Below are 14843 nucleotides of genomic sequence, written 5' to 3'. Positions count from 1 at the left end.
GCTTCTGGGGTACGGACCGGATGGGACTACGGCCGTCAGGCCTGCGGCACGCGCACGATCAGCGCGTCGCCCTGCCCGCCGCCACCGCACAGCGCGGCCGCGCCGACGCCGCCGCCGCGGCGCTTCAGCTCCAGCGCCAGGTGCAGCACCACGCGGGCGCCGGACATGCCGATCGGGTGACCCAGGGCGATGGCGCCGCCGTTGACGTTCACCTTTTCCGGGTCCACGCCGAGGTCCTTCATTGACTGCACGGCGACGGCCGCGAAGGCCTCGTTGATCTCGATGAGGTCCAGGTCGCCGACCTCCAGGCCCTCCTTCTTCAGGGCGTGCAGGATCGCGTTGGACGGCTGCGACTGCAGGGAGTTGTCGGGACCGGCCACGTTGCCGTGGGCACCGATCTCGGCGATCCACTCCAGGCCCAGCTCCTGCGCCTTGGCCTTGCTCATCACGACGACGGCGGCCGCGCCGTCGCTGATCTGCGAGGAGGTGCCGGCGGTGATGGTGCCGTCCTTCGCGAAGGCCGGGCGCAGCTTGCCGAGGGACTCGACGGTGGTCTCGGGGCGGATGCCCTCGTCGTGCGCGAAGACGACCGGGTCGCCCTTGCGCTGCGGGATGTGGACCGGGGTGATCTCGGCGTCGAAGACGCCGTTCTTCTGCGCGGCGGCGGCCCGCTGGTGGGAGGCCGCGGCGAACTCGTCCTGCGGGGCGCGCTCGATGCCGAGGCGGGTGTTGTGCTTCTCGGTGGACTCGCCCATCGCGATGTTCTCGAAGGCGTCGGTGAGGCCGTCGTAGGCCATCGCGTCCAGCATCTCGATGGCGCCGTACTTGAAGCCCTCGCGGGACTTCGGCAGCAGGTGCGGGGCGTTGGTCATGGACTCCTGGCCGCCCGCGACGACGATGTCGAACTCGCCCGCGCGGATGAGCTGGTCGGCCAGCGCGATCGCGTCGAGGCCCGAGAGGCACACCTTGTTGATGGTGAGCGCCGGGACGTTCATCGGGATGCCGGCCTTGACGGCGGCCTGGCGGGCCGGGATCTGGCCCGCGCCGGCCTGGAGGACCTGGCCCATGATCACGTACTGGACCTGGTCGCCGGAGATCCCGGCCCGCTCCAGCGCGGACTTGATGGCGAAACCGCCGAGGTCGGCACCCGAGAAGGACTTCAGCGAGCCGAGCAGCCGCCCCATGGGCGTGCGGGCCCCGGCGACGATCACTGACGTGGTGTTGTTCGTTCCGGACATGAGGCACAGCCCCTTGAAGATGAGGAGTGAACGAGGGTTTACCCGAATGTACTGAGCGGTACCCGCGTCGTCACCGGCCTGTCGGTGTGATCGCTGGCACGTTGCGTGACCACCCCCGCGGGCGGTGCACTGGTCCCATGCTGACAAGAATCGACCACATCGGGATCGCCTGCTTCGACCTGGACAAGACCGTCGAGTTCTACCGTGCCACGTACGGCTTCGAGGTGTTCCACTCCGAGGTCAACGAGGAGCAGGGCGTCCGCGAGGCCATGCTCAAGATCAACGAGACCTCGGACGGCGGCGCCTCCTACCTCCAGCTCCTGGAGCCCACCCGCGAGGACTCCGCGGTGGGCAAGTGGCTGGCGAAGAACGGCGAGGGCGTCCACCACATCGCCTTCGGCACCGAGGACGTCCTCGGTGACTCGGAGGCCATCCGCGGCAAGGGCGTCCGCGTCCTCTACGACCAGCCCCGCACCGGTTCCATGGGCTCCTCGATCACCTTCCTGCACCCCAAGGACTGCCACGGCGTCCTGACCGAGCTCGTCACCTCCAACCCCGAGCAGTCCGCCGACCACCACTGACGGTCCCGCGTCGCGGCACACCATCGGCCGTGGTGTGCCGTCCGCCTTGCGGACACCGCACGTTTTCTTGATCACATGCCGGGCGGCCCGCTCTTCCGGACCCGAACGCTCCGCATCGGTGGCCTAACGCCGCAAATCACCCCTCCGCGGACCCGGCGGGGGAATTGCCGCGAGCCCGGCTTCCGGAGCAGCCGCGAGAGCGCACTGATGTCCCGTATCCCCGGCCGGTAGAGTGGCCATGGCTCGGCCGGGGTTCGGTGCGGAGACGGGGTCGGGGCCTGTGAGCTCTGCCCCGGTATCTGACACCATTCCCCCGGGGGCGTCGTTCAGCGGGCGAGCGATGCTCATTTGGGAGTGAGCTTGCGACCAGGGGACGGATGGGACCGCGCTGTGCGGGGCTACGAAAGCCAGGAGAGCCATCAGGCCGAGGCCGACCATCTCTCGCGCTTCGAGGCCGAGATGGAGCGGCTGAAGAAGGAGCGCGGGAAGGCCGTCCAGCACGCTGAGGACCTGGGCTACCAGGTCGAGGTGCTGCGCGCCAAGCTCCACGAGGTGCGACGGGCCCTGGCGTCCCGACCCGCCTACGACGGCGCGGACATGGGCTACCAGGCGGAGCAACTGCTCCGCAACGCCCAGATCCAGGCCGACCAGATGCGCTCCGACGCCGAGCGCGAGCTCCGCGACGCCCGGGCGCAGACCCAGCGCATCCTGCAGGAGCACGCCGAACACCAGGCCCGGCTCCAGGCCGAGCTGCACGCCGAGGCGGTCAGCCGCCGCCAGCGGCTGGACCAGGAGCTCAACGAGCGCCGCCAGACCGTCGAGGCGCACGTCAACGAGAACGTGGCCTGGGCCGAGCAGCTCCGCGCCCGTACGGAGTCCCAGGCGCGCCGGCTCATGGAGGAGTCCCGCGCCGAGGCCGATCAGTCCCTGAACGCCGCCCGCGCCGAGGCCGCCCGCGTCGCCGAGGAGACCCGGCGCCGGATCGCCGCCGACGCGGAAGCCGCGCGCACGGAGACCGAGGCCACGCTGCTGCGTGCCCGCAAGGAGGCCGAGCGGCTGCTGACCGCCGCCTCCACGCAGGCCCAGGAGGCCACCGAGCACGCGGAGCGGCTGCGCTCCACCACCTCCGCCGAGGCCGAGCAGACCCGGCAGCAGACCCTGGACCTCGGCCGGGTGGCCGAGGCACGGGCGCAGGAGGCCGATGCCGCGCTGCGCGGGGCCCGGGCCGAGGCCGAGAAGCTCCTCGCCGAGGCCAAGGAGAGCGCGGCCCGCCAGCTCTCGTCGGCGGAATCCGTCAACGAGCAGCGCACCCGTACCGCCAAGGAGCAGGTCGCCCGGCTGGTCGGCGAGGCCACCAAGGAGGCCGAGACCCTCAAGGCGGAGGCCGAGCACACCCTCGCCGACGCCCGCGCGGAGGCCGAGCGGCTGCGCACCGAGGCCGGGGAGCACGCCCGTACCGCCGCCGCCGAGGACATGGCGGCGCAGCTGGCGAAGGCGGCCCGCACCGCCGAGGACGTGTTGAACAAGGCCTCGGAGGACGCCCGGGCCACCACCCGCGCCGCGTCCGAGGAGGCCGAGCGGATCCGCCGCGAGGCCGAGGCGGAGGCCGACCGGCTGCGCCTCCAGGCGGCGGCGACCGCCGATGAACTCAAGGGCGCCGCGAAGGACGACACCGAGGAGTACCGGGCCCGCACGGTCGAGCTCCAGGAGGAGGCCCGCCGGCTGCGCGGCGAGGCCGAACAGCTGCGCGCGGAGGCCGTCGCCGAGGGCGAGCGGATCCGCGGCGAGGCCCGCCGCGAGGCGGTCCAGCAGATCGAGGAGGCGGCCCGGACCGCCGAGGAGCTGCTCGGCAAGGCCAAGGCGGACGCGGACGAGCTGCGCGGCGGGGCGAGCGCCGAGAGCGAGCGGGTCCGCGCCGAGGCCGTGGAGCGGGCCGGCACGCTGCGCAAGCAGGCCGAGGAGACCCTGGAGCGGACCCGCGCCGAGGCGGAGCGGCTGCGCGCCGAGGCCGAGGAGCAGGCGCTGGCCGCGGTCGCCGAGGCGGAGGCGGCGGCCCTCGCACGGCGCGAGGAGACCGAGCAGGCGCTGGCCGCGAAGCGGGCGGAGGCCGACGAGGAGCTCGTACGGCTGCACACGGACGCCGAGTCCCGGCTGGCCACGGCCGAGCAGACGCTGCGCGACGCCCGCGCGGCGGCGGAGAACATCCGCCGGGAGACGGCCGAGGAGTCCGAGCGGCTCCGCGCCGAGTCCGCGGAGCGGATCCGCGCGCTCCAGACGCAGTCGGAGTCCGAGGCCGACCAGCTGCGCATCGACGCCGCGGACGACGCGGGCCGGGTGCGAGCCGAGGCCGAGCAGGTGGCCGTACGGCTGCGCAGCGAGGCCGAGACCGAGGCCGAGCGGGTGCGCACCGAGGCTCAGGAGACCGCGGACCGGCTGCGCGCCGAGGCGAAGGCGGCGGCCGAGCGGGTCGCCGAGGAGGCCGCGGAGGCACTGGCCGCCGCGCAGGAGGAGGCCGCCCGGCGCCGCCGGGAGTCCGAGGAGACCCTGGCGTCGGCGCGGACCGACGCGGACAGCGAGCGGGCCCAGGCCCGCGAGCAGAGCGAGGAACTGCTGGCGCAGGCCCGCAAGCGCTCCGAGGAGGCGCAGGCCGAGGCGATCTGGCTGACCGAGGAGGCCGAGCGGCGCGCGTCGGAGGTCGTCTCGGCGGCCGAGACCACCGCCCAGCAGGTACGGGAAGCCGTGGCCGGTCTGCACGAGCAGGCCGAGGAGGAGATCACCGGGCTGCGCAGCGCCGCCGAGCACGCGGCGGAGCGTACGCGGACGGAGGCCGAGGAAGAGGCCGGACGGGTACGCGCCGACGCGTACGCGGAGCGGGAGCGGGCCACCGAGGACGCCAACCGGATCCGCAGCGAGGCCCGCACCGAGACGGACGCGGCGAAGGCGCTGGCCGAGCGCACCGTCGGCGACGCGATCGCCGAGGCGGAGCAGCTGCGCAGCGACACGGCGGAGTACGCACAGCGGGTGCGCACGGAGGCCACGGACGCGCTGGCCTCGTCCGAGCGGGACGCGGCCCGTACCCGGGCGGACGCCCGCGAGGACGCGAACCGCATCCGCGGCGAGGCGGCGGAGTCCCTGGAGGCGTCCCGCGCCGAGGGGGCCCGGATCACCGCCGAGGCCACCGCGGAGGCGGAGCGGCACACCGAGGAGACCCGCGCCGCGAACGCGGCGACCGTCGGCGAGGCGGAGGCGGAGGCCGAGCGGCTCACCCGCGAGGCCGCCGAGGCCGCGGAGGCGACCCGCGCCGAGGCGGCGGGCACCCTGGACGAGGCCCGCGCCGAGGGCAACCGGCTGCGCACCGAGGCCGCCGAGCAGGCGGACCGGCTCATCACGGAGGCCACGGCCGAGGCCGAGCGCCTCACCGAGGAGACCCGCGCGGCCAACGAGGCCACCGTCGCCGAGGCCGAGGCCGCCGCGGAGGTGCTGCGCACGAAGGCGGAGCGGCTCACGGCCCAGGCGGCCGAGAGCCTGGTCGCGGCCGAGCGGGACGCCGCGCGCGTGCTGGTCGACGCCCGTACCGAGGGCGACCGGCTGGTCGACGAGACCCGCGCGGCCAACGAGGCCACCGTCGCCGAGGCCGCGAAGGTCCTGGAGGACGCGCGGGCGGAGGGCGGCCGGATCATCGGCGAGGCCACCGCGGAGGCGGAGCGCGTCACGGCCGCGGCGAACGAGACCCTGGCGAGCGCCGAGCGGGAGTCCGAGCGGACCCTCGACGAGGCCCGCGCCGAGGGCAACCGACTGCGCACCGAGGCCGCCGAGCAGGCGGACCGGCTCATCACCGAAGCCGCGTCGGAGGCCGACAAGCTCACCGCCGAGACCGCCGCGGAAGCGGACCGGCTCACCGCCGAGACCCGCAAGGCGAACGAGCGGACGGTCGGCGAGGCCGCGAACGAGGCCGAACGGCTGCGCGCGGAGGCGTCGGAGTCCCTGTCCTCGGCCCAGGAGCACGCCACCCGTACCCGGTCGGAGGCCGAGCGGGTCAAGGCGGAGGCGGCGACCGAGGCCGAGCGGATCCGCGGCGAGGCCCGTGACGACTCCGAACGGCTGCTCGACGAGGCGCGCGAGGCGGCCAACAAGCGCCGCAGCGAGGCCGCCGAGCAGGTCGACCGGCTCATCACCGAGGCCTCGGCGGAGGCCGACAAGCTCACCGCGGAGGCGGCGAAGCAGGCCCTGGCCGCCACCACGGGGGCCGAGGAGCAGGCCGACGCGATGGTCGACGCGGCCCGCAAGGAGGCCGCACGGATCACCTCGGAGTCGACCGTCGAGGGCAACTCCGTGGTGGAGAAGGCCCGTACGGACGCGGACGAGCTGCTGGTCGGCGCCCGCACGGACGCCGCCGCCATAAGGGAACGGGCGGAGGAGCTGCGCGGCCGCGTCGAGTCGGAGGTCGAGGAGCTGCACGAGCGGGCCCGCCGGGAGTCGGCCGAGCAGATGAAGTCGGCCGGGGAGCGCGTGGACAAGCTGGTGCGCGCGGCGACCGAGCAGAGCGTGGAGGCCGAGGCGAAGGCCAAGGCGCTGGTGTCGGACGCGAGCAGTGAGGCGAGCAAGGTGCGCATCGCCGCGGTGCGCAAGGCCGAGGCGCTGCTCAAGGAGGCCGAGCAGAAGAAGGCGGACCTGGCCCGGGAGGCGGAGAACGCCCTGGCGGAGGCCAAGGCGGAGGCCGAGCGGCTCGTCGAGGAGGGCCGCCGCGAGCTGGAGGTCCTGGTGCGCAGGCGGCAGGACATTCAGGGCGAGATCTCCCGTGTCCAGGACGTTCTTGAGGCGTTGGAATCATTCGAGGCGCCTTCGGGCGGCGCGAAGCCCTCGGTCGGCAGCCAGGGCGCGGGGGGAGCGAAGGCCGGCGCCAGCGCGGGTTCCACTCGTTCGGGTGGGAAGTCGTCGGAGGGCTAGTCCGCGCGCAATGAGTGTGCTCCTGACGGTGGTTCAGGCGAACGAGTGACAAGTCTTCTGTCGCCTTGCCACTCAAAAGGGGTGTCATTGTCCAGATCAATCGCGGATTGACTCGAAGACACGCCGCCCTGGCGCCTAGGATTCCCCTAACACCTCACGTAGCACCTCATCGGTCTCATTCGACAGGAACCCCATGAGCGACCCTTCCTCCCCCTTCGGCTTCGAGCTCGTGCGGCGCGGTTACGACCGCGGTCAGGTGGACGACCGCATTACCAAGCTGGTCTCCGACCGCGACAGCGCCCTTGGACGTATCAACTCTCTGGAAAAGCGGATCGAGGAACTGCACCTCGAGACGCAGAACGCCCAGGCCCAGGTGAGCGACGCCGAGCCGTCGTACGCCGGCCTCGGTGCCCGGGTCGAGAAGATCCTGCGCCTGGCCGAGGAGGAGGCGAAGGACCTGCGCGAGGAGGCCCGTCGCGCGGCCGAGCAGCACCGTGAGCTCGCCGAGTCGGCCGCGCAGCAGGTGCGCAACGACGCCGAGTCGTTCGCGGCCGACCGCAAGTCGAAGGCCGAGGACGAGGGCGTCCGCATCGTCGAGAAGGCCAAGGGCGACGCCGCCACCCTGCGCGCCGAGGCCCAGAAGGACGCGGCCTCCAAGCGCGAGGAGGCCGACGCCCTGTTCGAGGAGACCCGCGCCAAGGCCGCCCAGGCCGCCGCGGACTTCGAGACCAACCTCGCCAAGCGTCGCGAGCAGTCCGAGCGCGACCTGGCCTCGCGTCAGGCGAAGGCGGAGAAGCGTCTCGCCGAGATCGAGCACCGCGCCGAGCAGCTGCGCCTGGAGGCCGAGAAGCTCCGTACGGACGCCGAGCGCCGGGCCCGCCAGACGGTGGAGACCGCGCAGCGCCAGGCCGAGGACATCGTGGCCGACGCCAACGCCAAGGCGGACCGCATCCGCAGCGAGTCCGAGCGCGAGCTGGCGGCGCTCACCAACCGCCGCGACTCGATCAACGCCCAGCTGACCAACGTCCGCGAGATGCTGGCGACGCTGACCGGTGCGGCCGTCGCGGCGGCCAACCCGATCGTGGACGACGAGCCCGTCACCCGCGGCGTCCCGGCGCAGCAGACCCGCTGACCCTCTGGCCCGTTGACCCGCTGACGTCCCGTCCGCGGTTACCTGTCGGTACGGTTCGCCCGCTTCGCGACCAAAGCAGGGCCGTGCGTCACCTTTCGTAGGTGGCGTACGGCCCTTCGGCGTTCTAGCGTGGCCTGCATGATCGAGCTTGAGGGCCTTACCAAACGATTCGGCGCGAAGACAGCCGTGGACAACCTCAGCTTCCAGGTCAGACCGGGGGTGGTCACCGGCTTCCTCGGCCCCAACGGGGCGGGCAAGTCCACGACCATGCGCATGATGCTCGACCTCGACAACCCGACCAGCGGCACGGTCCGGATCGACGGGAAGCACTACCGGGATCTGACGGAGCCGCTGAAGTACATCGGGGCACTGCTGGACGCGAAGGCCATGAACGGCGCGCGCACCGCGTACAACAACCTGCTCTGCCTTGCCCAGTCGAACCGCATCCCGGAGCGGCGGGTCGCCGAGGTCCTGGACCTGGTCGGCCTGACGGCCGTGGCGAAGAAGAAGTCCAAAGGATTTTCGCTGGGCATGGGCCAGCGCCTCGGAATCGCCTCCGCACTGCTGGGTGATCCGGAAATCCTGATGTTCGACGAACCCGTCAATGGTCTGGACCCGGAGGGAATTCTCTGGATCCGCAATCTGATGAAGGGTCTGGCGGCAGAGGGGCGGACGATCTTCGTTTCCTCCCACCTGATGAGCGAAATGGCCCTGACCGCGGATCATTTGATCGTCATCGGACAGGGAAAGCTGTTGGCGGACCTGTCGATGGCCGATTTCATTCAGCAGAACGCACGAAGTTTCGTCCGCCTGCGCTCTCCGCAGCAGGAGCGGCTGAAGGACGTCCTCCACGAGGCCGGAATCAGTTCCATCAGCGTTCCGGCCACCGGCGCACTGGAGATCGACGGAGTGGAATCGGAGCGGCTCGGCGAACTGGCGGCCCGGCACCAGATCGTGCTGCACGAACTCAGCCCGCAGCGGGCTTCACTTGAGGAAGCGTTCATGCGCATGACGGCGGACTCCGTCGAGTACCACGCCCACGCTCCGGGCGAGCCCGGACAGCCCGGTGCCCCGGGAGGCCCCGACTTCAATCCCGCCAGGCCCGCCGATGTCCCCGCGTGGGGTGCCGGTTTCGAGACGACGCGCAAGGGCGGCGAGTGACCGTGTCCTTCTCCGCCGCCCTCCGGTCCGAGTGGACCAAGATCCGCACCGTCGCCTCCACCACCTGGAGCCTGGCCTGCGCCGTGGTGGTCACCGCCGGGATCAGTGCCCTGCTGTGCGTCTTCATCAACAACAGCTTCGAGGGCATGAAGCCCGAGGAGAAGGCCACCTTCGACCCGACCCTGACCAGCTTCGCCGGCATGAACCTCGGCCAGCTCGCCGTGATCGTCTTCGGGGTCCTGGTCGTCAGCACCGAGTACAGCTCGGGAATGATCCGCACCTCACTGGCGGCCGTGCCCCGGCGCGAGACCTTCCTCGCCGCCAAGCTCCTCGTGGCCACCTCGCTGGCGCTCGTCGTGGGCCTGGTCACCAGCTTCCTGTCCTTCTTCCTCGGACAGGCCATCCTGGGCGAGCGCTCCATCGCCATCACCGAGCCGAACGTCTTGCGCGCGGTGATCGGCGCGGGCCTCTACATGGCCATGCTCGCCCTGTTCTCCATGGGCGTGGCGACCATGCTGCGCAGTTCGGTGATGTCCCTCGGCATCCTGATGCCGTTCTTCTTCCTGGTGTCGAACATCCTCGGCATCGTCCCGGCGACCCGGAAGGTCGCCCAGTACTTCCCGGACCAGGCCGGCTCCAAGATCATGCAGGTGGTCCCGGGTGCGATGGGCAGCGAAGTCCCGCCCTACGGCCCCTGGGGCGGCTTCGGGATCATGGCCCTGTGGACGCTGGCCGCCGTACTCGGGGGCTACCTCCTCCTCAAGAAGAGGGACGCCTGAGCCCCGCCTCCGTCTGAAGGACTACGGGTGATCCCCGGGTCGGCCTCAGGGTCGGGCTCGGGGATCGGCCCGGGACGGAACCACAGGAAGCTCGTTATCCTCTTAAGCCTTACGCGGGCGAAAGTCGTCCCGGCCTGGTAAGGGGCAGTAAAGATGATCGAGGCAGTCGGCCTGACCAAGCGCTACGGCGCGAAGACCGCCGTCGACCAGCTTTCCTTCCAGGTCAAGCCGGGTCACGTCACCGGATTCCTGGGGCCCAACGGCTCCGGGAAGTCCACCACCATGCGCATGATCCTCGGCCTGGACCGGCCCACGTCCGGCCGGGTCACCATCAACGGCCACCCGTTCCGGGAGCTGCCGAACGCCCAGCGGCACGTCGGGGCCCTGCTCGACGCCAAGGCCGTGCACGGCGGCCGCCGGGCGCGCAAGCACCTGCTGTCGATCGCCCAGCTCTCCGGGATCCCCGAGAAGCGGGTGGACGAGGTGCTGGCCGTCGTCGGCCTCCAGGACGTGGCGGGCGTGCGCACGAAGGGCTTCTCGCTCGGCATGGGCCAGCGGCTCGGCATCGCCACCGCCCTGCTCGGCGACCCCCGGGTACTGCTGTTCGACGAGCCGGTCAACGGCCTCGACCCCGAGGGCATCCTCTGGGTGCGCAACCTCATGAAGCGGCTCGCCTCCGAGGGCCGTACCGTCTTCGTCTCCTCGCACCTGATGAGCGAGATGGCCCTGACCGCTGACCACCTGATCGTGATCGGCCGGGGCCGGCTGCTGGCGGACATGGGCACGCAGGAATTCATCACGCACAATTCGGCCGGATTCGCTCGGGTCCGCACGGCCGACACCGACCCCGATGGCCGGGACGCACTGGGTGCGGCCCTGCGCGAGGCGGGCGGCCGGGTCCTCCAGGAGGCCGACGGGGCACTGCGCGTGACCGGTCTGGAGCTGCCGCGGATCTCCGACCTCGCGCACGGTGCCGGCGTACGGCTGTGGGAGCTGTCACCGCACCGGGCCTCGTTGGAGGAGGCGTACATGCGGATGACCCAGTCCTCCGTCGAGTACACCTCCACCGAAGACCCCCGGGCCGAGCTGTGGGAGCCGGAGCCGCTCACGGTCCCGGCGTGGGAGGAGGAGGCGGCCGCGCCGGAGGTCCCGCAGGCCGGGTTCTTCGCCCCGCCGCCGCCCGGAGCGGGCGGGCGGCCCTTCCTGATGCCCAGCGACCCCGGCGAACTCGCCGGCGCCGTCAAGAACGACCCCGAGGACGCACGATGACCGCCCCGGCCACCTACAGCTCCCCGCTGCCGACGCCGCGGCCGCACCTGGGGCACGCCCTGGCCTCGGAGTGGACCAAGATGGTCTCGGTGCGCTCCACCCTGTGGACGCTCGGGGCGCTCGTGGCGACCGTCGTCGGCATCGGGCTGCTCTTCGTCGCACAGACCGTGGACCGGGACTACGCGGACATCTCCTTCACCACCCCGGCCCTCTTCGGCCTGCTGGTGGGGCAGCTCGCGGTGATGGTCCTCGGCGTACTGACGATCACCTCGGAGCACGCCACCGGTCTCGCCCGGACCACGTTCACGGCCGCCCCCGACCGGCACCGCGTGCTCACCGCGAAGTACCTCGTCTTCGGCATCACGGCCTTCCTCACCACCGCGGGCTCCGTCTTCCTGGTCGGCGTCGCCGCCGCCTTCGTCCACAACGGTTCAGCGGCCGGACCGCACGCGACGGCCGAGTGGCTCGGTGCGATGGCGGGCGCCCTGTACGTGACCCTGCTGGGCGTGCTCGCACTGGCGGTCGGCGCACTGCTGCGGCACTCGGCCGGGGCGATCGCCGTGATGCTGGGCGTGGTCACGCTGCCGCCGGTGATAGGCGGGATGCTCAGCAGTTGGGAGGCGCTCCAGCCGGTCGGGGCGACGATCCTGCGGAACAACGCGCCGGTGGCGCTGATGAAGCTGTTCGGGATGTCGACCGGGAGCGACATGGGCGTGCCGACCAGCGATTTCTCCCACATGGCGCTGATCCTGCTGATCACCGGCGCCGCGGTGGCCGCCTCCTATGTGGTGGTCGCCCGCCGGGACGTCTAGCCGGCGTCAGTACCGGGGCGCGTTGCGGGACCGCTGCACCTTCGAGGTGCGGCGGTCCTTCGCGTTCCAGCAGGCCTTGTGCCAGTGGCGCCGGTCGTCCACGCCGCCGTACTCGGGCCAGGCCACGAGGTGCGGGGTGCCGGAGGGGATCTCCTGGTCGCAGCCGGGGCAGCGGTAGCGCTTGCCCGCCGCACTCGCGCCCGCGACGTGCCGCACCTTCCAGTCCTCGCCCAGGTACTCCTCGGTGCGCTCCAGCCCGTACCGGTCGAAGCCGGTGCCGGTGCGTTCCTCCGGGGTCTCGCCGCCTCGGGGGCGGTTGTGGCGCGGTGACACGTATACCTCACGGATGAGCGGACGGCAGGGACTTTCTTCCAGACTACGCGCAGCGAGCCCCGCTACCCGCAGGGTGGTCGAGGAAGGCGGCCGCACGACGGGAGATGGCCCGACAATCCCAATAACTTTCCTGTCAGCCCGTGCCTTTGGCACGTGTCAGACGTTGTTGCCATAGGAAGAACCGGTCCACCTGGGGGAGGCCGCGTCAGCCGCGAGGAGGCTAAAGGCGATGCGCGTAGGAGCGTTTGTACTGGCTGCCCAGTTCCCGGGCCAGGGACAGGGCGAGGCACTGCACCGGGCGGTGCGGACCGCGGAGGTGGCCGAGGAGGCCGGACTCGACGCGGTCTGGCTCGCCGAGCACCACTTCGTCCCGTACGGGGTGTGCCCCTCGGCCGTGACCCTGGCCGCCCTGCTGCTGGGCCGGACCCGGCGGCTGCGGGTGGGCACGGCGGTGAGCGTACTGCCGAACGCGCACCCGGTGGCCCTCGGCGAGCAGGCCGCCCTGCTGCACCTGACCTCCGGCGGCCGGTTCACGCTCGGGGTCGGCCGCGGCGGGCCGTGGGTGGACCTGGAGGTCTTCGGGGGCGGCCTGGACTCGTACGAGAACGGCTTCCCGGAAGCGCTGGACCTGCTGCGGCGCTGGCTGGCCGAGCCCCGTGTGGGAGCGTCGGGCGAGCGGTACGGCTTCCGCGAGGTGGCCGTCGTACCGCGTCCGTCGGAAGCCCTCGACGGGGACGGGACGGGCCCGGAGGTCATCGTGGCCTGCACCTCGCCGGCCTCGGTCCGGCTCGCCGCGCAGCGGGGGCTGCCGATGCTGCTCGGCATGCACTGCGGGGACGAGGAGAAGGCGGAGATGGTCGCGCTGTGGCGGCGTACCGCCCTGGCGGCGGGCCACTCCCCCGCGTTCGTGGCCGACGCGGGGCACGTGTCCGCCGGGGTGTGCCAGCTGGCGGACAGCACGGCCGACGCCCGCGAGACACTGATGAAGTCGATGCCGGGCTGGCTGAAGCAGGGCCTGGACGCGCACGTGACGGTGGACGACCGGATCCGCTCGATGCGGGATCCCGTCGCGTACACGGAACTCCTCTGCGATCTGCACCCGGTGGGAACCCCGGCCCTGGCGGCGGACCGTCTGGCGGCCACGTCCGCCCGGACCGGCATCACGCGCTTCGCCCTCCTGACGGAGGGCTCCGGGGATCTCGCCGCGACGGAGGAGAACGTACGGCGCCTGGGCGCCGAGGTCCTGCCCCGTCTCGGCTGAGATCCGCCGGAGGCGGTACTGGTGGAACGGGCCCGCTAACAGTCGCGCAGTTCCGGCGACTGGTTGAGCAGCTGACCGCGGATCGAAGTGAACTTGGCCAGCCGGTCGTCCACCGAGGGATCAAGCGGGAACACCGCTACCCGGTGGCAGTTCTGGAATGCCAGGCGCACTCCGAAGTGGCGCTGCAGGGCACCTCGTATCGCGTCACTCGCAAGAGCGCGCAGCAGCTGCCCACGCGCCTGCTCGTCCGGCGGCGGCGTCTGGTTGTCGGCGAACTCTCCGCCGTCCACTTTCAGCTGGGCCACCAGCGAGCTGATCATCTCCCATGCGTAGGGCAGGGAGGTCCGGACGCAGTCGACGAAGGCGGCTTCGTCGACCTCGCCTCGCTCGGCCTGTTCGAGTAGGGCCGGTGAGACGTCGAGCGACATGGGTTCTCCTCTCGCGGCCCCGGCGGATCGGGTTGCCGGGGCCTTACGGGCAGGGAAGGAGATCGCGACGCAGCGTGCACGCTCCGCAACCTCCCGCTCACCACGGTAGGCGCCCCATGGGTGACGCACCAGGAGAATGCGCATACAACGCGCCATCCGCGAAGGGGGCTTTCAGGGGCGAATCGCGTGGAGGCCTTCTCGTCGAGTAGCGTTGCCGACCATGCGTCTCGTCATTGCCCGCTGCTCCGTCGACTACGCGGGCCGGCTCACCGCCCATCTGCCCTCGGCACCCCGTCTGATCCTCGTGAAGGCTGACGGCAGTGTCTCGATCCACGCGGACGACCGGGCGTACAAACCGCTCAACTGGATGTCGCCCCCGTGCACCCTCAAGGAGGGGAGCGGCGACGAGGCCGGTGTCTGGACGGTCGTCAACAAGGCGGGCGAGAAGCTCATCATCACCATGGAGGAAGTCCTCCACGACTCCTCCCACGAGCTCGGCGTCGACCCCGGCCTGATCAAGGACGGCGTGGAGGCGCACCTCCAGGAGCTCCTCGCGGACCGCATCGAAACGCTGGGCGAGGGCTACACGCTGATCCGGCGCGAGTACATGACGGCCATCGGCCCGGTGGACATCCTGTGCCGGGACGCCTCCGGCGGGACCGTGGCCGTGGAGATCAAGCGGCGCGGCGAGATCGACGGTGTCGAGCAGCTGACCCGCTACCTGGAGCTGCTGAACCGCGACCCGCACCTGGCCCCGGTCCGGGGCGTGTTCGCGGCGCAGGAGATCAAGCCGCAGGCGAAGGTGCTGGCGACGGACCGCGGCATGGACTGCGTGGTGCTGGACTACGACGCCCTGCGCGGCATCGAGGACGACAAGCTCCGCCTGTTCTGAGCCCGTTCCG

The 14843-nt window shown here is 71.8% G+C and carries 12 protein-coding genes; 9 read left to right on the top strand and 3 right to left on the bottom strand.

Annotated features, from left to right (window positions below):
• Window positions 1–35 precede the first annotated feature (35 nt).
• Window positions 36–1238, bottom strand: a complete 1203-nt coding sequence (locus ACIQ5Y_RS17070) for an acetyl-CoA C-acetyltransferase (protein ID WP_403880459.1) — start codon at window positions 1236–1238, stop codon at window positions 36–38.
• Between the two features lie 137 nt (window positions 1239–1375).
• Here ACIQ5Y_RS17070 and mce point away from each other — a divergent pair, with 137 nt between their 5' ends.
• The 7 genes from mce to ACIQ5Y_RS17035 all read left to right on the top strand — a co-directional run bounded on the left by mce (window position 1376) and on the right by ACIQ5Y_RS17035 (window position 11919).
• Entirely contained in the window at window positions 1376–1819 is a 444-nt protein-coding gene (gene mce, locus ACIQ5Y_RS17065) for a methylmalonyl-CoA epimerase (RefSeq protein ID WP_376658839.1), read from the top strand.
• A 390-nt stretch (window positions 1820–2209) separates the two neighbouring features.
• On the top strand, window positions 2210–6766 hold the full coding sequence (gene scy, locus ACIQ5Y_RS17060) for a polarized growth protein Scy (protein WP_403880457.1): 4557 nt from the start codon (window positions 2210–2212) through the stop codon (window positions 6764–6766).
• A 193-nt stretch (window positions 6767–6959) separates the two neighbouring features.
• Window positions 6960–7898, top strand: a complete 939-nt coding sequence (locus ACIQ5Y_RS17055; protein WP_376658837.1) for a cellulose-binding protein — start codon at window positions 6960–6962, stop codon at window positions 7896–7898.
• Between the two features lie 138 nt (window positions 7899–8036).
• Window positions 8037–9059 carry an ABC transporter ATP-binding protein gene (locus tag ACIQ5Y_RS17050; protein WP_403880455.1) on the top strand — a complete coding sequence of 341 codons (1023 nt, stop codon included), beginning with the start codon at window positions 8037–8039 and terminating at the stop codon, window positions 9057–9059.
• Window positions 9056–9838: an ABC transporter permease gene (locus tag ACIQ5Y_RS17045; RefSeq protein ID WP_403880453.1), complete on the top strand. Its 783-nt coding sequence runs from the start codon at window positions 9056–9058 to the stop codon at window positions 9836–9838. Before ACIQ5Y_RS17050 ends, ACIQ5Y_RS17045 begins: the two co-directional genes overlap by 4 nt.
• Window positions 9839–9991: 153 nt before the next feature.
• Window positions 9992–11107, top strand: coding sequence for an ABC transporter ATP-binding protein (locus ACIQ5Y_RS17040; protein WP_403880451.1), 1116 nt, complete (start codon window positions 9992–9994; stop codon window positions 11105–11107).
• Window positions 11104–11919 (top strand): ABC transporter permease, encoded by an 816-nt coding sequence (locus tag ACIQ5Y_RS17035; protein ID WP_403880449.1) that lies wholly within the window; start codon window positions 11104–11106, stop codon window positions 11917–11919. Before ACIQ5Y_RS17040 ends, ACIQ5Y_RS17035 begins: the two co-directional genes overlap by 4 nt.
• Before the next feature lie 6 nt (window positions 11920–11925).
• Here ACIQ5Y_RS17035 and ACIQ5Y_RS17030 read toward each other — a convergent pair whose 3' ends face one another.
• Window positions 11926–12252, bottom strand: a complete 327-nt coding sequence (locus tag ACIQ5Y_RS17030) for an ATP/GTP-binding protein (RefSeq protein ID WP_384747016.1) — start codon at window positions 12250–12252, stop codon at window positions 11926–11928.
• 229 nt (window positions 12253–12481) lie between these two features.
• Here ACIQ5Y_RS17030 and ACIQ5Y_RS17025 point away from each other — a divergent pair, with 229 nt between their 5' ends.
• Window positions 12482–13513, top strand: coding sequence for an LLM class flavin-dependent oxidoreductase (locus ACIQ5Y_RS17025; protein ID WP_403880447.1), 1032 nt, complete (start codon window positions 12482–12484; stop codon window positions 13511–13513).
• Between the two features lie 35 nt (window positions 13514–13548).
• On the opposite strand, the gene ACIQ5Y_RS17020 is transcribed toward ACIQ5Y_RS17025, so the two are convergent.
• Window positions 13549–13941, bottom strand: a complete 393-nt coding sequence (locus ACIQ5Y_RS17020) for an SCO5389 family protein (RefSeq protein ID WP_226724241.1) — start codon at window positions 13939–13941, stop codon at window positions 13549–13551.
• A 220-nt stretch (window positions 13942–14161) separates the two neighbouring features.
• On the opposite strand from ACIQ5Y_RS17020, the gene nucS reads away from it, so the two are divergent.
• Window positions 14162–14833: an endonuclease NucS gene (gene nucS / locus ACIQ5Y_RS17015; RefSeq protein ID WP_403880445.1), complete on the top strand. Its 672-nt coding sequence runs from the start codon at window positions 14162–14164 to the stop codon at window positions 14831–14833.
• Window positions 14834–14843 lie beyond the last annotated feature (10 nt).

This window comes from Streptomyces sp. NPDC096339 (assembly GCF_044762985.1).
Taxonomy (GTDB): domain Bacteria; phylum Actinomycetota; class Actinomycetes; order Streptomycetales; family Streptomycetaceae; genus Streptomyces.
Note: the sequence above shows the minus strand (reverse complement) of the source record. Positions and strands in the feature narration are given on the sequence as shown.